The following is a 20,497-nucleotide window of genomic DNA, read 5'->3' as shown; positions in this document are numbered from 1 at the left end:
TCGCGCTTCCCTTTTCGGGGCCGTAGCTCAGTTGGGAGAGCGCCTCGTTCGCAATGAGGAGGTCAGCGGTTCGATCCCGCTCGGCTCCACCAAATCAAGCCAGCACTTTGAAAGTGCTGGCTTTTTTGATGGGAGACGGTGAGAAATCACCGGCCTTTTGCCCCGGTAAAAATGCCTTCGAAAAGCAAGCTGTCACAGCTATGTCACAGCGAGGCACCAATGGCGACCATCCGAAAACATGGGAACAAATGGCAGGTCCAGGTCCGGCGGGCCGGCTCTCCACCTGTGAGCCGTTCGTTCAACCTCAAGGCCGATGCAGATGTTTGGGCGCGGCAGATGGAGATCCAGGCCGACAAACGGGCCATACCGGCAGATGCCCGGATGCTCGACCGCACCACCGTCCTGCAACTGATGCAGCGATACCAGGAGTCGGTCATTCCACAGAAGCGATGCGCGAAGATCGAGGCCGACATGATGGCGGCTATGATGAAATGCTCATGGAGCCACCTGACCCTGTCCGCCGTGTCGGCAGCCACCTTCAACACCTATCGCGATGACCGGCTCAAGACGGTGAAGCCGAGCACGGTATGCCGGGAGTTCAGCATCCTGCAGCACATGTTCAACCTGGCCATCCGGGATTGGGGCATTCCCCTCCAATCCAATCCGTTTGCCAATGTGCGACGCCCCAGGATCACCGGCGCCAGGGAACGAAGGGTCGAGGGACAGGAGGAGATGTCGCGGCTCCTGGCGGCTGCGGAGCAGTGCAATAACCCCTATATCTACCCGATCATGCTGTTCGCCATCGAGACCGGCATGCGGCGCAGCGAGATCCTCCGGGTGCGCTGGTCCGATTTCGATGCCAAGAAGCGGCTGCTGCGCATTCCCGTGGCCAAGAACGGGCACCCGCGCACCATCCCTCTGTCGTCGCTGGCCGTCGCTGTACTGGAAGCCATGCCTCGTGAGGGAGCCCAGCCCTTCCCGGTGACCGCCAACGCTCTGCGGCTGGCCTGGGGTCGGCTGGCAGACCGGGCCGGCGTGAAGGATCTCCGCTTTCACGACCTGCGCCATGAGGCGGTGTCGCGGCTCTTTGAACGCGGACTCGCCACCCAGGAAGTAGCCCTGGTGAGTGGGCACAGGGACATGCGGATGCTCCACCGCTACACCCATCTGAGGCCGGAGACCGTCGGAGCCAAGCTCGGGTAGGGATCGACCGCCGACTCGATTTCCGGCCCGTGGAGTCCCCGAGGTGCTGGCCTGCTACGTCGGCCTAGCCTCGGGGCGTTTCGGGCCTCCCAGGCCCTTCCTGGGAGTCTGGCGGGCTATGCCTATGCCTACTCCTCGGCTCTTTACTCGACCATCGCCAGCAACCTCGCTTCGAGGGGGTCGATAGGAGGCTCCCCGATACCCCCATCCCTCGCACCCACCCGGCCATTCTCAGGGGGCAACCCGGCCAGGATTGTCGGGCCGTTCCTCTCCAGCGTCGCCCTCACCGCGTCATCGAACACGCCGTCATAGAAGGCCAGCCCCTCCCCCTTCACGGTTATCCCATGGATACCAAGAGCCCACTCTCGACGACCAGGGTCGAGGAAGTCATCCCGCAGCATGTGGAGATCCTTCGGCTTGTAGGCGTCGATCATCCAGGCGGTAATGCGTTCGGTGAGGTTATTCATGAACGCAGCCAGTAGGGGCGGCACCGGCGCGGCGGAATTTTCCCGCAGGCCGGTCGCTTCTTCTTTTCTTCCTTCTTCGCCGGTAAGTCCTTCATTTCCGACCGGCGAGGAGGAGGGCGATAGCCCTCCGAACGAGACGGTCAGGGCGGCGCAGCCGCCCACCGCACCGTCTATTGAAGTATTTTCATGTGTTCCTTCTCCGGTTCCTTCTTCCCGGTTTAGCTTCATGTGTTCCGACACCTTGGGAGGTGTCACAGCAACACCTTCGGAGGTATCACGCAGTACCTCGGGAGGTGTCGCCGTGACACCTGGGGAGGTGTCACGCTCCGGGAACTTCAGCCGGTATCTGAGAGTCGTCCGAAGGCCGGGAAGATGGCCTGTCTCTATCCATTGGCATTCCTTCAGAACCTCGACCGCTCGCCGGACCATGTTCTTGTGAATGCCGCAATCCTTACCAATTGTCTCAAATCCCGGAAAGCATCGACCGTCCTTGGTGTTATGCCGGACCAGAGCAATGACCGCTGCAACAGTCTTTACGACAGGATGAGAGACGCCATCCCCGGTTCGACGCTGGCAGGCGTCCTTAATTGCCTCGTCGGCCAGAACGCCTTTCAGCCAATCGGCTTTATCAGCGAGGGGCATGGCCTCAAAGAATGTCCCGGTCATCATGCGGCCTCCTGCTGGGAGGCGGGTTCCGCATCGAGGTGCAACCAGGCCAGCAGCCGGTCACGGTCGATGAACCAGCGCCCGGCCCGCTTGATGGCGAACTCGGGATGGTCCTCGCACCATAGGCGAATGCAGACGCTCGTCCGGCGCAGGCCGAACTGGCGAAGGAGGTCTTGGGCTTCGTTTGGGGTAAGGTCAAAAGTGTTCATGCGATGCTCCTGTTTAAGTTGGAGCAGCACTCGGTTTGCAAGGCCGGGAGCTTTGACGTATGCTCCCTAATATACAGGATAAGGACCGTGCAGCGACCCGACGCTGCGTGGAAGAGGCCAGTCGTTTCGAGCGGCTGGCCTCAACTGTTTTCAGAGTAGCAGATCGCGAAAAGAAAAGCAAAAACGGCCTGGGCTCTGGCTTTCAGCCTCCTTGCCCCCGGCTGCGCAGCCGCCCACGGCAGGGCTGGTGGCGACGAGGCGACCTTGGTCCACGCCCCAGCAGAAGGCCCTGGCCGGTGCTGGATCAGCGTAGGGCGTGAGCGTGGTGCGTAGAATTCGAGCTACATCCTTGCGTTAAGGGCAATAATCGCACCAGAACGACGAACTTTCAGGGGGACTACGCTCCCAGGTTTGGTTGCCGCGACCAGTCTTTTAACATCTTGTGGCTCTGAAATCGGCGATCCGTCAAACTCGATGAGCATATCCCCCGCCATGATCCCAGCCTTAGCCGCAGGTGTGTCGGGCTCGACAGCAATGACCGATACGCCAACCTGAGCCCCATACGCCTGCATCATGGGGGCATACTGTTTCATAGCTGCGGCCATCTGTGGCGAGAGTCCTTTGATTTTGACACCAAGTGCTGTCGCTTGGGGATTGGTCGCAGCCAAGGAGGCAGGAGTAGACTCCTGAACTGGCTGAACCTCCAGCGCCGATAGTTCTTCGGTGCTAATTCCGCACTCTGCCAATTCCTTTCCAATATCTTGCAGCTTGAACTCAATGGTTCCCTGTCCATTAACTCTGTATGTAAGTTTTGAACGTGAGTTCAGGTTTTTAATAAAGGAGCCAACTTTCTGCCCTGAAACAAATACAGTTGATGATGCCAGTCCTTGTAGTTTTTCAGCCTGATCTGCATCAAACCTATACTCTAATAGAGATATTGCCGGTATATTCATCAATCCGCCAGCAGATGATGTTGTGAACCCCGCCTTAATCGATCCTGAATTCTTCTCAATGAATATTGAGATAAAATAATGCCTATCAGTGTAGTATCGTACAGATGGCTCGCCAACAATCCTACAAATTTTATTGTCATTCATAGAGTCCTTTCCAGACTCTAAATACCATTTCTCTGTGTATAGAGGTATAAGGGGCTGCTGAAGACAGCCAGATAGAGTAAGCGCACAAACAGTCAATGAAAGTAATTTCCGCACAACAATTACCCCTCTGCGTACAACCATCTTGACGCAAACTCTACCCATAGAGGTGCTTTCGTTCAACCGCGATCAATCATGGTTGACCGTTTTTGGCGGCCCTCCGGCCAATGAGACGACCACCCTCCGCCGGGTGCCCACCACCTCTTTTTATCCACTGGCCCCTTCCTGGGCCGGGGTGTGCCCTCGACGCCACGATGCACAAATATTCGCTCAGGTGAAAATTAATAATATTGACGTTATCATCAGGTTATGCATCAGACGTCAATATCACGACACAAGTAAGTGTGCGCTTATTTGCGGCAATGCCTTTGCTCTGATAGAAGACATTGACAACAATAACGCATCTTCACTAGAGAGGTATATGCCATGAAGTTTGCTATCTTCTTCTGCGATGACCGCTTCGACGACATGAACATGACCAGTGCTGAACGTGTGGATCTTCTTCTTGAGTTGATCGAGCGCGGATCGTTCAGCTTTCAGGACAGCAGCATCAGCAGCATCACGGCGGTCGAGCTGGCCGGAGGCAGTCGCCATGTGGCGGCCATCGCAGCATGACAAGTTGACCCGAGGTTGACTCGGGGTTGACCAGCAGGCCGCCGGGGATGCTCCGGCGGCCTTTTGCTTGGCCTACGCCTGGGCGCTGCGGAGCACGACGTTGCGGACAGAGCTGGCATGCCACTGACCGCCACGGGGCGTCTGGATGCCCCTGTTGTTCAGCGCATCGGCAATGGCTGCATAGGACGTGATGCCGGACGCCTGGATGCTGGAGATAACGGGCCTCACGTTCGCGGCCAGAAGATCGGCAGAAGCGATGCGCGTTGCCGCACTGGCCTCATACTGGCCTGGAGAGCGGCGGCCACCCAGAGCCTTGCCGCGAGCTTTGGCGACTTGCAGGGCTGCTCGGGTTCGCTCTGAAATGCGCCGGGCTTCTTCCTCAGCGAACGCAGCCATTACATGCAATACCATCCGGCTGGCCGTGGGCATGTCGCAGGCCACGAAGTCCACACCGGCCTCCATCAGGTTGGCGATGAATGCGACGTTGCGGGCCAGCCTGTCGAGCTTGGCAATGATCAGAACGGCACCGACCTTCTTGGCCGCCTTGAGCGCCCTGGCGAGCTGGGGGCGGTCGTTCTTCTTGCCGCTCTCGATCTCGGTGTACTCGGCCAGCAGCTCCCATTCGCCACCGTTGAGGTAGTCCATGACGGCTTGGCGCTGCGCTTCCAGGCCCAGGCCGGATGCGCCCTGCTTGGCGGTGCTGACGCGGTAGTAAGCAATGAATTTGCCGGTCGCCATCTTGGTGTCTCCTTATGCATACAAACTATCAACGCTCGTTGACTGTTTGTATGACAGGTATTTTCCCTGCTGGGAACCCGCTATGATTGCGGTTTATTTTGTGAATACCTGCGGCCTGGAGTGATCATAGTGCGGAGCTGCTTATTGAGGTCTTGATGGATACCTTGAGGATGATCTTCGTCTCCATGCTGGTGCTGTCGGCGTCGTCCGGCGTCATGGCCGAAGACAGGCCCAAGCCGGTGGTGCCCGATCTGTTCAGGCATGAGCCACGGGCCGAGGTTCGGCCCAGCGGTCGCCAGGACGGGAGCTATGAGGTCTACAGGGGATGGGAACGCCAAGGGCGTCTGGTGCCGGACGGGACCGGCGGCTATCGGTTCTGGCCCGATCTGGGCCGTCCCACCTATGACAAGGTGCCGGGCATCACGACGATGAGGTGATGGAGGGCGGCGGCCTTATCACGCCGCCCGGCCACCTTCGCTATCTATTGTAAATGGGGATCGGCTGCCAGTTCCGTCCAATAAGGAGCCAGCTTTCGCCTGTGTCGGTATTCATCATCACCACCTCGGCTTGCGAGTTATGAGAAACCCCCGTCGAAAGCACTTGATAGTGTCCTGGTCCGGGCGCCGGACTCGTCGGCGTCCATCGGTTCCCTTCGGTCAAGTACCAACGATCTCCCGTTTTGGTGTCGATGCGGTAAAGCTCGCTGACCCCATTGTGGGTGTTGCCGGTGAACAGCACCTGATATCTCCCCATTTCTGACGAGACGGACTGTTGTGCCCAGACCGGGGTGGAAATGGCACATAGACCGGCGATTATGCAAAGCGGTAAGCGCATTGATGATCCCCCTATGCAAGTGATCGGCTATTCTATCAGACGTGTGCATATTGCGGTATCATCACCACCCTACGCTCCTCATCTCCCCGACCGGATCATCTTCCGCATCACCCCGTTGTTGCGGTAGTCCATGCTGACCGCCGTCAGGGTGGCGCCGGGGTTTCGGCTAATGTGGCGGTCCACCTCTGCCGGATCGAGAACGGCAATGACGTTGATTGCCAGCGGGCGATGGGTCACGGAGGACGACATATCCTCCGTTCCGGCAGTAGATAGGGCATCTGCCGGGGGTATGTGCCAGCTACTCTCCAGAGCCCCAAAGGGGGCCGACTGACCGAAGATGCCACCGTTGTGGTAGACCCCTTCGGGGAGGGGAATGCCGCTCATTTTCATGGCGGCAACGGTCGCCGCCACATTCTTGGTGGGAACGATCATTTCGCCATGCTGAAGAACGGCGAAGCCCTCGTCACCACGCAGCGGGCGGTCGAACTTGTACCGCTCGCGGATGGTCGCGGTGGACTCGTTGCCGAACAGGCCGCCGTCGTGGGCCAGCATCGTCCCGACACCGGCATCGCCAACGCTTCCGAAATCACCGACCGCACCACCAGCGCCTCCACCAGCACCACCCGCAGCGCCTCCCAGGAGTCCGCCAAGGCCGCCAAAGGCCGCTTCGGTGATACCCAGGCCGACGAGCATGGCAGCCGTGCCCACGAACGCCGCAGCGCCCCAGGACGCGATAGACGCAGCCAAGGCGGCCGGAACCCAGGCTTCTTCAAGCATGGCGGCTGCTTCCATACCGGCCACGGTTGAGATGGCCAGGGCCGAAAGACCCGCCGCCGTCGTCGCCGCGGTGCCGGCGATGGTGCGCTCGGTGTTCTGCTCGGTCTTCACGCCGAAGATTTCGGACATGGCCGTGACCACCAGCATACGGACCCCAAACTCGACCACCGCCTTGATCAAGCCGCCGACAATGAGCTGGGCGATGTCCTGGAAGAGGGACTTCATGTGCTTCTGGCCGGTGATGACCTGGACGATGCCATTGGACATGGTGTCAGTGAACGTGCGGACGGCGGAGGCTGCGCCGGTCTGCATGTACTGCGTGAAGCTCATGGTGTAGCTGTTGAGGAGCTGCATCATCTCGACGCGCCCCTGGAGCGCCGTGTTGGCGTTCAGCATAGAGCCATAGGCGGCATCCTGCATGCTGTAGATCTGCTGCTGGAGCTGCACCTCCTGGCGCTTCAGGTCCAGCAGGTTGGACTGGTGCTGGACGGCCTGATACTCAGGGCTCTCCATGTTCGAGTTGGCGCGGGCCTTGTCCATGTTTGAGGTTCGGGCCTTCTCGATGTCGAGCCGGTTCATCTCCGACATAACGGCGGCATCCTGGTACCGGCGCTGGTCCTGGTAGAGCTGCTCGATCTGCCGCTCCAAGTCGAGCCGGACCTTCGCCATGTCGTTCCGCTGCCACTCGCCCATCCGCATCAGGTCGATCTCGTTGCGGAGCTTCTGGGCGTCGCGGGCCAGCTCGGCATACGCCTGCCTCTGGGCGTCGTCGCGGTACTGGCCGGTGCCCATGAGTCGGGTTTCGTCCTGGGTCTTGGTCAGTTGCAGGGCGGCCTTGGCGTGGGTGGAGGCGTCGAGCTTGGCCCGGTATTCGGGGCTGGAATAGAGGGCGCGTTCCTCGGCCAGCTTCTCCATCTCCAGATCCAGCTTCGCCATCTCGTTGCGGATGATCTGCTCGCGGTGGCCGTCGTTGGCATAGACCTCCAACTGGAGGCGAAGGGTCTTCTCTTCCTGCCGAAGCTTGGTCATCTCCTGGTCGATCAGGGCGGCCCGGTAGGAGTCTCGGTCGTGCAGCTCCAACTCCAGCTTGGCCTGCTCGGTGGCGAGCTGAACTTGCCGTTCCCGGCCATCGCCCAGCAGCCCGCGATAACCGGCCTTCTGCATCAAGCCCATCTCCATGAGGGCCTGCTGGTTGGCGAACATTGCCGCGAACACGCGGTCGCCCTCGTAGGTGGTCAGGGAAAGGGCCTGTTGCTGCTGGCTGAACTGCTGGCGCATCCTGGCACCCTGCTTACGCTTGGCGTCCAGGTCGGTATCGGAAAGGGTGTTGGCGGTGGCAGCCGGATCACGGGCGCCCGTCTCGATCTCCTTCCGCTCTCGGGCGGCGCGGGCGTCCACCACCTTCTGCATGGTGCCGGTCTTGTCGAGCTTCGCCAGTTGACGCTCCACATAGGCCGTCTCGGCTTCCTGGTAGCTGCGCTCGATGGCGACGGCCCGGCCTTCGGTCTTCCTAGCCTCGAAGGTCAGCTTGCCGATCTCGGCTTCCTTGACTTGGTCGAGGGTGATGGAGAGCTGACGCCCGAACCGTTCCATCGCCTGCCCGAGGGTTTCCTGGAACTGCTGCTTGGCACTGTCGGGCACGTCCGTCGAGTTCTCGACCCAATCGGCCATCTTGGCGAAGACGCCCATCTGCTTCTCGTTGGCGGCGATGGTGTCGGAGAGCGTGTCACGCTGGGCAGGCTTGGCCGCCTCGGACATGATGCCCTGGAACACCGCCGAGACTTCGGCCATGCGAGCGCCGGTAATGCCCCGGTCCCGAAACTGCGGAAGAGCGTCCCAGCCCTCCTCCAAGGAGGTGCTGGAATTGAGCTTCAGGCCATGGTCGATCTCGCGGATATGGTTCATTCGGCGCTCAAGATCCGACAGGATCTTGGCCGAGGGATCGGACTGAGCAAGGGACTGTCCGTAGAGGGAGACGGCCTGGTTACCCAGGCGCAACTGCTCCATGGCGGTGTTGCGGAGGGCGCCCGAGGGGCGCATGTCTTCGATCAAGCCGCCGTCTTCCGACATGGCCTTGAGCGCCATGGTAGTTTCGGAGAAATCCTTGAGGAACTTGGCCTTCCAGTCAGAGTATGCATGCTGGAACTTCTGGGTCGCCCGGATGCCCTCGTCGGGCTCGAACATGCGAACGCCATCCCCCAGCAGGCCGCCCAGGCTGGTGGTCCACTCGATCCAGGAGTCCGCGATGTTGGCCGAGGCGCCGACGACCTTGCCGAATGCTTTACCGGCGTCGCCCATGTCCTCGTACCTCTTCTGGTAGAAGTTGAGGTAGTCCATGGTGTCCTGGGCCTCATTCATGGCCTTGGAGAGGTTGCCGCCCACGAACTTGATGGTGTCCTTCCGCTTCGCCTCGTCCATGGCCTTGGCTCTGGCATTCAGCGTGTCGTCATAGGACTGATCGGCACGGGCGGCGGGGGCTCCGTCGTTGGCAAGGGTGAGGGGTGACGGGATTAGGCGGTGACGACGGTCGAACAGCTTGGAGATATCGTCGGCCAGGGCCGGGCCAATCTGCGACATGCCGGTCTTGGCCCCATCGACCATTTCCGCGATCAGGTCGTACCCCCACTTGAAGGATTTCGCCATTGCCCGCTCGGGGAGGATCTCGTCCATCAGGCCGAGGCCGAACGCGGTCAGGAAGCCCGCACCGCGAACGGTCAGGCCCGCAAGAACGCCGGGGAGGCCAAGGCGGCTCTTGCCGAGGAACAGCATGCCCACCAGCCCGATCTCGCGGACCTCGGGCGGGAAGTTACGCCAGAAGGACTCCGCCCCCCTCAACGTGGTGTCGGCCATGGCGCCAATGGTGCTGCCGATCTGGGAATGGAAATCCTGGGTCTGATCAAGGTGCTTGGCGATGCCATCACCGGCATTGAGGAAACTGTTGATGAACACCTGCCCGTTGGTCTGGGCCTTGGCCACCTGCTCCTTCATCCAGGCGTCGATATTGTCGTTCGCGTGCTTCAGGGCCACGCCGAGGGCCGTGGTGATCCCGCCGTCGGACATGAACATGCCCGAGTTGGACTCGATGATGGTCTTGAAGTTGACCATCTGGCCGGAGAGGGTCTTAGAGCGGGCTTCGGCGTACTTCTGATACTCCTCGGTCCCGGCGGCCCAGGCTTCGGCAAATAGCTTGCCGTCGATCTTACCGGCGGTGACGAGGTTGTTTAGCTCGACGGTGGTGATGCGGGCCTTCCCGGCGATCTGGTCGAGGCGGCGGGCCACGTCGGGGGACTCGTTAGCGATGCGGGTAAGGCCCTTCGCAGTGATAACCATGGCGTTGGGCAGGGCCTCGCCCAACTGACGCTTCAGTTCCTCCATCTGGAGCTGGTTCTTGCCGATAACTTGGCGGATGGCGAGGAACGACCGCTCCAACTCGACGTGGGATGCCCCCATCATGGCGGCGGCGCCTACAGTGCCCTTGATGACATTGTTGACGGTATCAACGCTCACGCCCAACGCGGTGGCGACCGGGATCGTCTGGACGTAAATCTGGGACAGCGACTTGATGGAAGTGCCCGTCTCCGTCGCCATGTCGCGGAGCCCGGCGTAGACCTTGGCTCCGTCGTAGGTCGCCTCATTGGCGCGGCCCTGCGCCTTCGCCAGCTCGTTCAGACTGTTGGCGATGACCGACAGCTTCCGCTGGAGGCTCATCATCTCGTCACCGGCCATGACCGCATCGGAGGCTATGCGGGTCAGCCCAATTCCACCCAGCAGCGCAGCGAAGTCCTTGATGGTGCCCGAGCTGCTGTTGATTGACCGCTCGAATACGCGAACGGCGTCGTCCGCCGTCTTCAAGCCTGCCTGGAAGGAACTGGTGTCGAGGTCAAGAACGCTGACGAGCTTCATGGTCGTTACCCTTGTTGTTATGCGGCTATGAGCATGGGGAAGTCGGAGGCGGCGGGGCGTGTCTTCCGGGCTTTCCACCCACCGGCTGCCCGGCGAGGGACACGGGATGGCGTTGCATAGACCATTCGCCGAACCCATTCGGGATGTGTGTCCGCCCAATCGCAGGCTATTTCAAAGCCCGTGTCTTCGCCGAATATCCAGGCGATGGCCTCCGATTTGGCGTCCTTGACGGCCTGGGCGATGATCGCCGACCAGAGGAGTCTTTCTTCGGGTATCATGCTGGCACCTTCGTGAAGGGCTGGAGTTTCTGGGGGTCGCCGCCGGTGATGTGCAGCAGCTCGGCAATCAAGTCGGCTTTGGCGTGGCTGATCTTCCCGCCGAGGGCGCCCACGACCTGCTTGAGCCATTTGGTGCCCCTGAAATGGGCCTCAGTTCCAAGCCATACCTGGAAGTTCTCGGGCGTCGGCAGAGTGCCGGGGATCAGGGCGGACGGAGCCGCGACCGGCGGCGCAGGTTCGATGGGAGAGTCCGCGGCGGTGTTGTCCAGGCTCTCCCCAGCACGCTCGGCAATCTCGGCTCGGATTTTGTCCTCCTCAGCCGGACTGAGGACGGTGATAACCAGATTAGCGGGCTGGTCGTTGGCCTGGTTCCCGCCAGCGACGGCAGGGAGAAGACCGAGCCGACGAAGGCCCTCTTCGCTCTCTCGGAGCGCCCGGACCAGACCATTCATGGCGACCGGCCCGAGCTTGCCACGACCGTCAACGACACTTCTATGGGCCTCAGAGATAAGCGCGACGTAGGTGCTGGAGAGCGCCCGCCATGCCGTTCCCCCCGCAGCGGCCCACTTCTCGGCTTCGTCGTCGTTACGTAACGCCTCAGCGGTGGCCACCTGTTGCGGCTGGGACTCTGGAGCGCGATCCGCCGGGGCTGGAAGGGCCTTGGCCGGTGTGGGCGCTGGGGTAGTAGCTCCCGCCTTCTCTCGAAGCTCTTTCAGCTTCTTATTGACGGCCTGCTTCTTCACGCCCAACAGGTCGGCAGCCTCTTTCTGCGTCAACTGGCCCCGCTCGATGCGGTCAACCATGTTGGTGTCAAGGCCAGCCAGTCCGATCCGGGTGGTGGGCGAGGTCGTGGTCATCGGTGGTAAGTGCTCATGTCGGCAGATCGGTGCCGACATGCATCCAGTGCTTCGTCAATCTCGTCCTCGTCATCAATTGGCACGAGGTACGCCCCGCCAATATCGAGGCGAGGGGGCTTGACGACAGACTTCGGGATGGTGGGCTGTTTCTCGTCAGCCATGGCCCAGGCCCTTGCGGATGGCATCCAAGCCACGGCCCGGCAGAGACGACGGGCGCCGATAGGGCAAGGCGGTGGCGTTGCGGCGTTCCTGCCGTTCGGCTTCGACCTTGCGCTGTTCGACCTCCCGCCGGGCCGTGGCTCGGATTTCGGATTGCTCGGCTTCGTGCTGGCGCTCCAAGGAGACCAGTTCGGTAATCTCGGCATCGGTCAGGATTGTATCGTCGTCGGCATTCATGGCCTGCCGCTGGCGGTCGCGGAGTTGGGCGAGGCGCTGGGTGTCAACCGGCATGGTGGTTCTCCTCAAGGACGCGATGGATGCCGACACCGGCATGGGCGATGGCGGCATTCAGGAAGTTGGAGGACGATAGGCGAGGATCGCCAATGGCCAGGGCCAGGGCGTCCAACAAGGTCAGAGTCCATCCGGCCTCGGAGGACCGGCGGCTTCCATACTCGTTCTTCCAGCAGGCACGGGCGGCGGCAATTACCGCGCTCATGGAGGTGTCGCTACCGCCATAGCTGGGAATGCTCTTGACCATCCTACCGACCCGCTGGCGGCCAATGCCGTAGCGTTCTGCGACCTCGGGAAAGGAGCGTCCGAGAAGTCCCACCTCCAGGCGGATGGCGGCACGGGCGGCAGGGGTCAAGAACCGGCCCGAGCGGGTCTTGATGACGATGCCGAACCTCTCCATCACGCGCACTCCCGCAAGGTGCCAATGGCGAGGTCGAACCGGGCCAGGGCGGCGGCGACCTGTTCGCGACCGGCGGCCAGCTCGTCGAGGGCCTGGGGCAGGCGGCGCTTGAAGTCGATACTGGCTTTCAGCTTTGCGACCCGGTCGCGGTTCGCGCCATCATCCGCCAGGGCGGCCAGCTCCAGCAGCTTGGAATGGGCGGCCTTAAGCTTGGTGGTAGCCGCCTCGTGAAGGCCCAACTCCCGGTCGAAGGTCTGGGTGGCGGTGTCGATGGCCTTGCCATCCAGGCCGTGGACGAGGTGCCGGACAGATTTCAGGAAGACCAGAGGCCCGGTGGTGCCGTTGGGGATGGTGGTACCCTCCAGGGCAGCGGCGATCATCGAGGCAAAGCCCATGATGATCGCCCGCTCGTTCCCGACCAGCGGCATGTCGGCCAGCTTCTCCGCTTCGGCAACGAACCGGCCAGCTTCGGCAATCGGATGCTCGGTGCGAAGGCGGACGGCCTCGACCTCGGCGGTCAGGGCGGTGATCTCACCGACGATGGCGGCGGTGGCCTGACCGCCGGTGAGGGTATCCCGAAGGACGCCAGCGGCCTTGAAGAACTCGACGGCGGAGGGAGCCGCCTCGGACAGGGTGTAGCCCCGAAAGGTCGGAACACCAAGGCGGGGGTGCTCACGGGTGTTTCCGAGAGCGGGGATGTGCAAGTAAGGCATGCGAGCCTCCATAACAAGTGAAGTTCGCATGATAATACAGACTAAGAAACTAGCTGTCAAATTGAGGCCAGAATATGCTTTTGCGAATACTTTGTATTTTTCGTTTGTTTCTTTTGACTTGTCTACACCGTTGCCTGACAGCCATATAGGCGCGACCACTCGCGGTTTTTGTCACACCCTTGTCACAGCGAGTGTGACAAACGGTTGTCCTGAACGGCTTGCCGGGCTAAGATGGCCGCCTTCTAGTGGCTTGATTTTGATGGCTTATTGCCGGGGCGGGGCCGTAGCTCAGTTGGGAGAGCGCCTCGTTCGCAATGAGGAGGTCAGCGGTTCGATCCCGCTCGGCTCCACCAATTTTCCCCAGTGGAATCAGGTGGTTAGGTGAAAATCAGGGGTGCCGCTGGCACCCCTGGGCCTGACTCACATGCGCTCACACGCCTTCCAAATAGGGGGAATCACGAGTACAATACGTGAATACCACCCCCTGTGAGTCACATTGGACTCACAGACTCACACGTTTTGGCGAGATTGGGCGGGCAAGCGGTATGGGAAAGTTCGAGCGGGACAGCTTCACGGCAAAGGGTGGCGCGAAGCGCCCGGCAATTCATAGGGTTCCATCGAACGGCACGCTGGCGCGGGAAGAAGTAGCGTTGCGCGGCGTTCTTCAGAAGGCAATTTCTCTTGGATATTCAAATAATTATGAGTTGCTGAAATTTAAATCGGCACCCCTTGGCGACAATAGCCGAGGGGCACTGTCCGCCGAACAGTACGAGAAATTGGTCAAAACCGCCTGGGAGCGGACGCTTGCCACCCCCAACGGTCAAACTCGCTACTACCGTCAACTTCTTGCCTGTTACGTACAGTTCATGGTTCTCACCGGGTTGCGCCCAGGCGAGGCGCGGAGCCTGCGATTCAAGGATGTCAAGGATGGGGACATCGGTGCAGATGATTGAGAAACATTACGGACATCTTGAGCCGTTGCATCGTAAGGACGAACTCAAGCGTGTGCATCGGGATGCTGCCCCGGACACCAACGCAGGCCTGATGGATGGAATCCGGCAGATTGAGGATGGCCCAATTACCGTGCAAACAAGGCAGACCTTTGGAGCCGCCCATGAGGCGGATATCTGCATTGGCAATATCGTGACCATGGTGCAGCCCGATGGTGAGATGCTCCAGTTAATCCGACACGAGGCGGAGTGAGGTTTTCCGCCGCGTAAAACCTCCGTTCAATATGCCAAATGTGGCATGACCATCCGAAGTTTCGATCGAACAAAGTCGATGTCACCTTGAAGGGTAGGTCACCGGCCAGCGCCATTTCCAACTGCCGATGGGCGTTGCGCATGATCTCGTCGGGGGTCAGTGTCGCCGGGGCATCGGCAACGGACGGGGCTTCATCGTCGTTATTGCCTGCCTCGCGGAATGCCCTGACAGCGACGAAGCTGCTCAGTCCAAACCGATCATACCCTCGAAGAAGTGCCGGGTGAACAAAGGGGCAATCCGGCGAAACTGGCACAAGTTTACGGTGGGGCCGGTCGCCAAATTTTCGGTGGAACAATTATGTGAGACGTTGCCCATCAGCGGTCGCTATGTGGTCACGGTTGTGTGTGACTCTCAACATTCCACATGCATCAATATCTTCCTGAAAAAAGGTGGTGATGCCTCCTTGCTACTCCTCACAGGATTTGTTCGGGTGGGTGCCCGAAAAATCGACTGCAATTTTGTCGAGCCTCCTTGGGTCACTCAGCCTCGCAAGACAGGTATCGTTGTCCAAGAGGCTGCATATCGTGACCACAAACTCGTCGTCGTTGATAGCTCCCATGGTGGGGGCGGGTGGGCACATTGGCGCATTCTTCGTCTGGCCGAAATCACCGGCGAATGGACCTCGGCACGAGGCCGGAATGTCATCAAGATTCACCGTTCAATCATCGCTGATGGCCGTTACCAAGGAGACCGAAGCCGCTATTACAGGTCAAAGAATCGGTTGATCAGCTTGATGGAACACATGGTGGCAGAGGGGTGACGGCCATGATCACTCGCCCAATCCCCAAGCGGGTCGCCTTTCATGAGGCGGCCCACTTGGTGGAGAATGACTGATGATAACGTGGTGTCGCTGGCGGGGATGGGGCCATAAAAATATGGCTCATTTGTGAATGCGCTGCCGCCATACTGGCGGCGGCCCCCTTCAACACCCCATTCGCCGTTTAGGCGCTCACAACGGACGCCAAAAACAGCTTGTCGTCGGCCCGCTTCACCGAGCTTCCGGTAAAGCACAACCTTGTGCGTTCGCATCTACTTAGCGTTACGCTTAACCTCAAATATCCCCGCGATTTGCACCCGCCTAATTGCCTCGCGCCGGACTTCAATCGTCGCGCTATCTGCGAAAACAACTACGTTCTGACGTGATGGGGCATACAAGGCCCCATTGCAGGAAACGTCGCCGTCCTGCCGCCCTGCCGGTAGGTTAAGTACAAGCTGGTCAGCAGACGTTGTGCGTAGCTTCGTCACCGGCATGCCCTCCCTGCCAACTTGGTTGCTCCTACTCAAAGCGGAGTTTGCTCCTTGTCGGCCAAATCTGCAATGACCTTCACCTCATACTCGGTAGGCGCATCAAGGGGCACTCGGAAAATCGGAACAGCGGCCTTGGGGGATTGCTGGATCAAGCGGCCATCTTTCTTACGGTCTCCCGTAGGCCGAAAGAGTCGTAGATAGTGTCGCGGAGCAACCCCATCATATTGTCGAAATACGACCTTTGTCTTGGATTCAGGGTCTTCCGTAATCGCGTCATTGTGCAATGCAATTGCCAAACTCTTTTGATATGGCTCAATGTAAACAACCGAGGTGATTCCAGACGCCACAATATGGCGGGCACAATTATGACATGGATATGTGTTCGTATAGAGCGTTGCGCCAACCAGTGAATGGCGCCCTTCACGAGCCACTGATAATATCGCCTCCATTTCTGCATGTATTGATCTGGAAAATTCAATCAAGGCATCGATATCAGTTGCGCCGCGAAGCAATCCAGAAACGTCTGCGCCGGTCTTTCCCTTCTTAAGAAGCCCGGATGCCCCAACTTTATCGCAAATTTTATTCACAATCTGATTTCGCCTAGTCTCATTGTGGCATATATTTCCTCCCCACTTGAAGCACCTATTGTCAGCATCAGCGATGCAATTGCTTTCAGCATCCCAGGTAGATTGATGATCTTCGCCATATAATCCGCCGCCAAATCTTGGCACGTCATTCCAACCAACGGAAACCAGTTCCCCACTTTGAGAGACAATTGCGGCACCTACCTGCCGAGACATACATGCTGAATTTGCTGCCGCAGCGCCCGCCTCGTACATGGCCGACTCCGCCCTTGTTGGCGTGTGAATGGCTGTGTTGAAAACTATATTTACAAATCTAAGAACTCTCACACGAAGCTCGTCACGCTTCTTGTCATTGCATATGAAAAAATCGCTTTCAGTAAAAATCTTCCTGGTCTTCTGCCCAAATGTTGCCAACTCATTCTGATCGCGATCAATTATTTTTTTAATGGCATCATCAGGAACTCCGGCATCTTTTAATCGTTGCTTCCGAATATGATCTGGCGCGAACACACCGAATAGACAAAGAGTCTCACCGTAAATCTTGCGCAGCAACGAAAGCTCTTCAGGATTCTTGACAGAGTCAATAATGTATGCCCGCCTACCAGGAAGAGGAACTCCGCCATCGGAATAACCGCCATTATCGCGACGAAATTTATATATAAGTTCAACAATTTTCTCGGCCAGATAGTTTCCTCCGAACTTCTCACGGAGAGAGTTTCCTGCCGTCTGCATTGCAGTTATATACTGATCATGCGGAGTTTTTGGGATTTCAGTTATGCCAACCCGGTGCGCCTCACGTAAGATGATGGCGCTCGGCTTTATGATCTCGCATACCTTATAATCAAAATCATTACACAAAATAGATTTTATGAATTCAGCAGCAGTTGAAACGCCTGACCCCACCGGACCGACAAGGGCAATGACAATTTCCTGAGAAAGACGCTCGGAAATTGATGTCGCGACACTTTGCTGTGCTGGCTCAGCAAACAGGTCCGGTTTGTTCACGCCAATTCTCCCATCGCCCCGTTGATCATTCGCCCCCCCTTGCGCTGGTTTGCGGGTCGAACATCTCGGTCTAGAAATCAGCTTTCATACTACAATTAGTTAGCATCGTGCATCAAGGCAGTCAGCTTCGGTTATCCAGCCGAAACAAGCCGCGTTCAGCAATGCAACCATGATCGTGGCCTCAGTTCCCGTATATCCCTATTGGCGCACTGGCATCCGAGCTTTACCATTTGACTCACGTACAACTCACATATCTGCTTATATTGAAAATAACATAGCTATATCAATTATATACAAATAAGCCTGTTTTTTCGCAATGAGGAGGTCAGCGGTTCGATCCCGCTCGGCTCCACCATTTTCTGGTGATTTATCAGTCTGTTGCAACAGCAGCCCTTCGGGGCTGCTGTTCAACTATGCCCAAATTATGACCGGGCAGCCGCTCAACCGCACTGCGCAGGTTGTCCGGCGCAAGGTGGGCATAGCGCATGACCATCGCCAGCGTCTTATGTCCCAGGAGGTCTTTGACCTCCAAAAGCGGCACGCCGTTCTGGACAAGATGGCTGGCAAAGGTGTGGCGCATGTCATGGACGCGGAAATTCTCGATCTTCGCCCGCTCGCACGCCTTGGCGAAGGAAGTCTTGATGCACTGGATGGGGGCGCCCTGATAGGTAAACACCCAGTCACCTTGAGGAACCACCACCTTGCCCGGCTCGACCTCGGCCTTCTTCCGCGCCTCGTCCTGAGAGGTCTTGAGAGCGGACAGAACGGCAACCAGACGATTGGTCATGGGGACACTGACCGGGGTGTCGTTCTTGGTGCGCAGGAACCGGACGATACGGCGCTCCAGGTCTACTTGGGGCCAGTGCAGCCCCAGGACGTTGCCGATCCGGCCGCCCGTGTCGAATGCGGTGATGGCGATGGGGCGCAGATGATCCGGACAGCAATCGATCAGACGCTGCATTTCCTGGGCCATGCTGGTGAAGACCGTCTCGTTCAACAATTCGTCGCGCATCCGGCCGTTGAAGCTCTCGACAAAGCCGTTCTGCATGGGCCTGCCCGGCGCGATGTAGTGCCATTGCATGCAATGATCCTGCGTCCACTTCAGCATGGTATTGCCGGTCAGCTCGGTGCCGTTGTCGGAGACGATCATCTCCGGCTTGCCGCGCCGGGCCACCAGCACCGTCAATTCGCGGACCACACGCACGCCCGAGATCGAGGTGTCGGGCACTGCTGCCAAGCATTCCCGCGTCACATCGTCGACGATGTTGAGCACGCGGAAGCGCCGCCCGTTGTCCAACTGGTCATGGACGAAATCCAGCGACCAGCGGGCGTTGGGCTTGGCCTCCACCAGGATCGGCGCGCGGGTGCCGATCCTGGTGGAGGCCAAGCCCAACGCCCGCTGGTCGCTGGATTTCGTCCATGACCAGTTGGACAACGGGCGGCGCTTCCGCGTGCTCAACATCGTCGACGACGTGACGCGGGAGTGCCTGGCTTCGGTGCCCGACACCTCGATCTCGGGCGTACGGGTGGTCCGCGAGCTGACGGCGCTGGTGGCCCGGTGCGGCAAGCCGGAGATGATCGTGTCCGACAACGGCACCGAGTTGACCAGCAACGCCGTGCTGAAATGGGCGCAGGACCACTGCATGCAATGGCACTACATCGCCCCCGGCAGGCCCATGCAGAACGGATTCGTCGAGAGCTTCAACGGCCGCATGCGCGACGAACTGCTCAACGAAACGGTGTTCACCAGCATGGCCCAGGCCCGCGCCGTCATCGCCACCTGGGTCGCCGACTACAACACGACCAGGCCGCACTCGGCCCTGGGCTACCAGACACCGGCGGCCCACGCTGCCAAACTCAAAGCAATGGGGCCGGCCTCTCCGCCCCTCCGGGGCTCCGAGCCCGGCCCCATTGCTCAGACCGCGCCACACGGCGTAACTTCGCCCAAGGCTCTACTTACGGCCGGATGAAACTTCCAAGGCAGGTCACGATGAACCGCGCCTGGATCAATTCGGTCGGCGAGCCGTGTCCCAGAACGGCGGCATCGGCCAGCAGGATGGTCAGGGGCGTGATGAAGACCACCGCGAAGGCGTAATGCCGGACGATCACCGTCTCGATGATGAAGGTGAGGGCGATCATGGTGAACGAGATGCTCCACATGTTCAGCGGCAGCGACAGGATGCCCCAGGCCAAGAACAGGCCGACGCCGGTGCCCAGGATGCGGTGCAGCTGCCGGTTCCATACCGCCCGCAGCGAGGCGCCCTGGACCACCGCCAGGCAGCTGACCGGCACCCAATAGGCCTTTTCCATCTGCAGCACCTGGGCCAGGGCCAGCGATATGCCGACGCAGGCCCCGATCACCACGGAATCGAACACCACGAAGTCGAAGGTCGGCTCGGGCAGCGGCTGGATGGGCAGGGGCGGGCGCAGGCGCAGGGTGTAGACGCTGTAGAAAAAGGCGATCAGCGAGGCCAGCAGGGTTCCCATGCTCATCAGGCCGACCATCAGGGGAACCTGCAGCAGTTCCACCGGGGAATAGGCCCCGATGGAGGCCGCCATGATGAAGAACAGGCTGCCCGGCACGCCGACGCGGTAGAAGCGGCACAGCATGGTGGTCAGGATGGCGATGAAGATGAGCACCGGCATCATCAGCACCGGGACGAGGTGACTCATGACGCCCAGGGCGTAGCAGGCGGTCAGGGCGAAGGCCGACGCCATCAGCGACACCATGCGGTGGTACAGGGCCGTCGGCGGCAGGTACAGGAAGATCAGCCCGCCCAGGGACGACACCAGTCCGTAACCCAGATGGCCGAAAAAGCAGCCCACCAGGAGCGGCAGGCCCGAGGCCAGGGATGCGGCGAACGGCATCTGCCACATGCGGTCGCTGGGGTGGATGGTGGTGAGATGACGGAATTCTTCCTTGAGGAATCCCGCCAGATCGTTCCATGTGCGCATTGCCGATGCCGTCCTGTCCTGGCGCTTCCGGTCGCCAATATCGCACGCCTGTCGCGCCGAAGTCGAACGGCTCCCGTCCCGTTCGGCCGGCTTTCAATTGTTGGCTGACGGCCGAGCCGTATCTGTGCCTTAATATATACGGGATTTGATTGAGGTTATTCGGCCTCGAAAATGTTCC

18 protein-coding genes, 2 tRNA genes and 3 pseudogenes are annotated in these 20,497 nt (G+C 59.6%); 9 read left to right on the top strand and 14 right to left on the bottom strand.

Annotated features, from left to right (window positions below):
* Positions 1–16 precede the first annotated feature (16 nt).
* Positions 17–92, top strand: a tRNA-Ala gene (locus CP958_RS08005).
* Between the two features lie 127 nt (positions 93–219).
* The gene (locus CP958_RS08000; RefSeq protein ID WP_096701439.1) at positions 220–1,203 is read left to right on the top strand and encodes a site-specific integrase; all 984 of its coding nucleotides are present in this window, start codon (positions 220–222) and stop codon (positions 1,201–1,203) included.
* Between the two features lie 143 nt (positions 1,204–1,346).
* Here the strand turns inward: CP958_RS08000 and CP958_RS07995 are convergent, their stop codons facing one another.
* From CP958_RS07995 to CP958_RS07985, 3 genes are all read right to left on the bottom strand, one after another.
* Complete coding sequence (locus tag CP958_RS07995; protein ID WP_096701438.1) at positions 1,347–2,339, bottom strand: helix-turn-helix domain-containing protein; 993 nt, start codon at positions 2,337–2,339, stop codon at positions 1,347–1,349.
* Positions 2,336–2,545 carry a hypothetical protein gene (locus CP958_RS07990; protein WP_141400467.1) on the bottom strand — a complete coding sequence of 70 codons (210 nt, stop codon included), beginning with the start codon at positions 2,543–2,545 and terminating at the stop codon, positions 2,336–2,338. Before CP958_RS07990 ends, CP958_RS07995 begins: the two co-directional genes overlap by 4 nt.
* 341 nt (positions 2,546–2,886) lie before the next feature.
* Positions 2,887–3,642, bottom strand: a complete 756-nt coding sequence (locus CP958_RS07985) for a PDZ domain-containing protein (RefSeq protein ID WP_197706377.1) — start codon at positions 3,640–3,642, stop codon at positions 2,887–2,889.
* Between the two features lie 483 nt (positions 3,643–4,125).
* On the opposite strand from CP958_RS07985, the gene CP958_RS07980 reads away from it, so the two are divergent.
* On the top strand, positions 4,126–4,314 hold the full coding sequence (locus CP958_RS07980; RefSeq protein ID WP_096701435.1) for a hypothetical protein: 189 nt from the start codon (positions 4,126–4,128) through the stop codon (positions 4,312–4,314).
* Positions 4,315–4,386: 72 nt separating this feature from the next.
* Here CP958_RS07980 and CP958_RS07975 read toward each other — a convergent pair whose 3' ends face one another.
* Positions 4,387–5,052 (bottom strand): recombinase family protein, encoded by a 666-nt coding sequence (locus tag CP958_RS07975; RefSeq protein WP_096701434.1) that lies wholly within the window; start codon positions 5,050–5,052, stop codon positions 4,387–4,389.
* 155 nt (positions 5,053–5,207) lie between these two features.
* Here CP958_RS07975 and CP958_RS07970 point away from each other — a divergent pair, with 155 nt between their 5' ends.
* The gene (locus CP958_RS07970) at positions 5,208–5,489 is read left to right on the top strand and encodes a hypothetical protein (RefSeq protein ID WP_141400466.1); all 282 of its coding nucleotides are present in this window, start codon (positions 5,208–5,210) and stop codon (positions 5,487–5,489) included.
* Positions 5,490–5,529: 40 nt separating this feature from the next.
* Here CP958_RS07970 and CP958_RS25855 read toward each other — a convergent pair whose 3' ends face one another.
* The 6 genes from CP958_RS25855 to CP958_RS07940 all read right to left on the bottom strand — a co-directional run bounded on the left by CP958_RS25855 (position 5,530) and on the right by CP958_RS07940 (position 13,264).
* On the bottom strand, positions 5,530–5,790 hold the full coding sequence (locus tag CP958_RS25855) for a hypothetical protein (protein ID WP_141400465.1): 261 nt from the start codon (positions 5,788–5,790) through the stop codon (positions 5,530–5,532).
* A 174-nt stretch (positions 5,791–5,964) separates the two neighbouring features.
* Complete coding sequence (locus tag CP958_RS07965; protein ID WP_170958891.1) at positions 5,965–10,566, bottom strand: tape measure protein; 4,602 nt, start codon at positions 10,564–10,566, stop codon at positions 5,965–5,967.
* A 274-nt stretch (positions 10,567–10,840) separates the two neighbouring features.
* A complete protein-coding gene (locus tag CP958_RS07955; RefSeq protein WP_096701430.1) occupies positions 10,841–11,701 on the bottom strand; it encodes a hypothetical protein in 861 nt (286 codons plus the stop codon).
* A gap of 153 nt (positions 11,702–11,854) precedes the next feature.
* A complete protein-coding gene (locus CP958_RS07950; protein ID WP_096701429.1) occupies positions 11,855–12,151 on the bottom strand; it encodes a hypothetical protein in 297 nt (98 codons plus the stop codon).
* Entirely contained in the window at positions 12,141–12,554 is a 414-nt protein-coding gene (locus CP958_RS07945) for a hypothetical protein (RefSeq protein ID WP_141400464.1), read from the bottom strand. The genes CP958_RS07950 and CP958_RS07945 overlap by 11 nt, the downstream gene beginning before the upstream one ends.
* The gene (locus CP958_RS07940) at positions 12,551–13,264 is read right to left on the bottom strand and encodes a hypothetical protein (RefSeq protein ID WP_141400463.1); all 714 of its coding nucleotides are present in this window, start codon (positions 13,262–13,264) and stop codon (positions 12,551–12,553) included. Before CP958_RS07940 ends, CP958_RS07945 begins: the two co-directional genes overlap by 4 nt.
* 277 nt (positions 13,265–13,541) lie before the next feature.
* Here CP958_RS07940 and CP958_RS07935 point away from each other — a divergent pair.
* From CP958_RS07935 to CP958_RS25845, 4 genes are all read left to right on the top strand, one after another.
* Positions 13,542–13,617, top strand: a tRNA-Ala gene (locus CP958_RS07935).
* A gap of 192 nt (positions 13,618–13,809) precedes the next feature.
* On the top strand, positions 13,810–14,217 hold the full coding sequence (locus tag CP958_RS25850) for a hypothetical protein (RefSeq protein ID WP_141400462.1): 408 nt from the start codon (positions 13,810–13,812) through the stop codon (positions 14,215–14,217).
* Positions 14,210–14,467 (top strand): hypothetical protein, encoded by a 258-nt coding sequence (locus CP958_RS07930; protein WP_141400461.1) that lies wholly within the window; start codon positions 14,210–14,212, stop codon positions 14,465–14,467. Before CP958_RS25850 ends, CP958_RS07930 begins: the two co-directional genes overlap by 8 nt.
* 127 nt (positions 14,468–14,594) lie before the next feature.
* Positions 14,595–15,287, top strand: a complete 693-nt coding sequence (locus CP958_RS25845) for a hypothetical protein (RefSeq protein ID WP_141400460.1) — start codon at positions 14,595–14,597, stop codon at positions 15,285–15,287.
* Positions 15,288–15,807: 520 nt separating this feature from the next.
* On the opposite strand, the gene CP958_RS07925 is transcribed toward CP958_RS25845, so the two are convergent.
* The 3 genes and pseudogenes from CP958_RS07925 to CP958_RS26905 form a co-directional block, all read right to left on the bottom strand.
* Complete coding sequence (locus CP958_RS07925) at positions 15,808–17,364, bottom strand: anti-phage dCTP deaminase (protein WP_141400459.1); 1,557 nt, start codon at positions 17,362–17,364, stop codon at positions 15,808–15,810.
* Between the two features lie 370 nt (positions 17,365–17,734).
* A pseudogene (locus tag CP958_RS26910) lies at positions 17,735–18,322 on the bottom strand (site-specific integrase); the annotation flags it as partial.
* A gap of 12 nt (positions 18,323–18,334) precedes the next feature.
* Positions 18,335–18,736, bottom strand: a pseudogene (locus CP958_RS26905) (DDE-type integrase/transposase/recombinase); the annotation flags it as partial.
* Here CP958_RS26905 and CP958_RS07915 point away from each other — a divergent pair.
* Positions 18,720–19,334, top strand: a pseudogene (locus CP958_RS07915) (integrase core domain-containing protein); the annotation flags it as partial. The pseudogenes CP958_RS26905 and CP958_RS07915 overlap by 17 nt on opposite strands.
* Here the strand turns inward: CP958_RS07915 and CP958_RS07910 are convergent.
* Positions 19,321–20,319: an FUSC family protein gene (locus CP958_RS07910; RefSeq protein ID WP_096701424.1), complete on the bottom strand. Its 999-nt coding sequence runs from the start codon at positions 20,317–20,319 to the stop codon at positions 19,321–19,323. The pseudogene CP958_RS07915 and the gene CP958_RS07910 overlap by 14 nt on opposite strands.
* Positions 20,320–20,497 lie beyond the last annotated feature (178 nt).

Source organism: Magnetospirillum sp. 15-1, assembly GCF_900184795.1.
Classification (GTDB): Bacteria; Pseudomonadota; Alphaproteobacteria; order Rhodospirillales; family Magnetospirillaceae; genus Phaeospirillum.
The sequence above is the reverse complement of the archived record's forward strand: the minus strand, read 5'-3'. Positions and strand labels throughout refer to the sequence as shown.

Bases quoted from the DNA above. Each gene is read 5' to 3' on its own strand.
- CP958_RS07980 (WP_096701435.1), top strand. From the start codon at position 4,126: ATGAAGTTTGCTATCTTCTTCTGCGATGACCGCTTCGACGACATGAAC.
- CP958_RS25850 (WP_141400462.1), top strand. From the start codon at position 13,810: ATGGGAAAGTTCGAGCGGGACAGCTTCACGGCAAAGGGTGGCGCGAAG.
- CP958_RS08000 (WP_096701439.1), top strand. From the start codon at position 220: ATGGCGACCATCCGAAAACATGGGAACAAATGGCAGGTCCAGGTCCGG.
- CP958_RS07965 (WP_170958891.1), bottom strand. From the start codon at position 10,566: ATGAAGCTCGTCAGCGTTCTTGACCTCGACACCAGTTCCTTCCAGGCA.
- CP958_RS07910 (WP_096701424.1), bottom strand. From the start codon at position 20,319: ATGCGCACATGGAACGATCTGGCGGGATTCCTCAAGGAAGAATTCCGT.
- CP958_RS07940 (WP_141400463.1), bottom strand. From the start codon at position 13,264: ATGCCTTACTTGCACATCCCCGCTCTCGGAAACACCCGTGAGCACCCC.
- CP958_RS07970 (WP_141400466.1), top strand. From the start codon at position 5,208: ATGGATACCTTGAGGATGATCTTCGTCTCCATGCTGGTGCTGTCGGCG.
- CP958_RS07955 (WP_096701430.1), bottom strand. From the start codon at position 11,701: ATGACCACGACCTCGCCCACCACCCGGATCGGACTGGCTGGCCTTGAC.
- CP958_RS07930 (WP_141400461.1), top strand. From the start codon at position 14,210: ATGATTGAGAAACATTACGGACATCTTGAGCCGTTGCATCGTAAGGAC.
- CP958_RS07950 (WP_096701429.1), bottom strand. From the start codon at position 12,151: ATGCCGGTTGACACCCAGCGCCTCGCCCAACTCCGCGACCGCCAGCGG.
- CP958_RS07975 (WP_096701434.1), bottom strand. From the start codon at position 5,052: ATGGCGACCGGCAAATTCATTGCTTACTACCGCGTCAGCACCGCCAAG.
- CP958_RS07985 (WP_197706377.1), bottom strand. From the start codon at position 3,642: ATGAATGACAATAAAATTTGTAGGATTGTTGGCGAGCCATCTGTACGA.
- CP958_RS25845 (WP_141400460.1), top strand. From the start codon at position 14,595: ATGGGCGTTGCGCATGATCTCGTCGGGGGTCAGTGTCGCCGGGGCATC.
- CP958_RS07990 (WP_141400467.1), bottom strand. From the start codon at position 2,545: ATGAACACTTTTGACCTTACCCCAAACGAAGCCCAAGACCTCCTTCGC.
- CP958_RS07995 (WP_096701438.1), bottom strand. From the start codon at position 2,339: ATGATGACCGGGACATTCTTTGAGGCCATGCCCCTCGCTGATAAAGCC.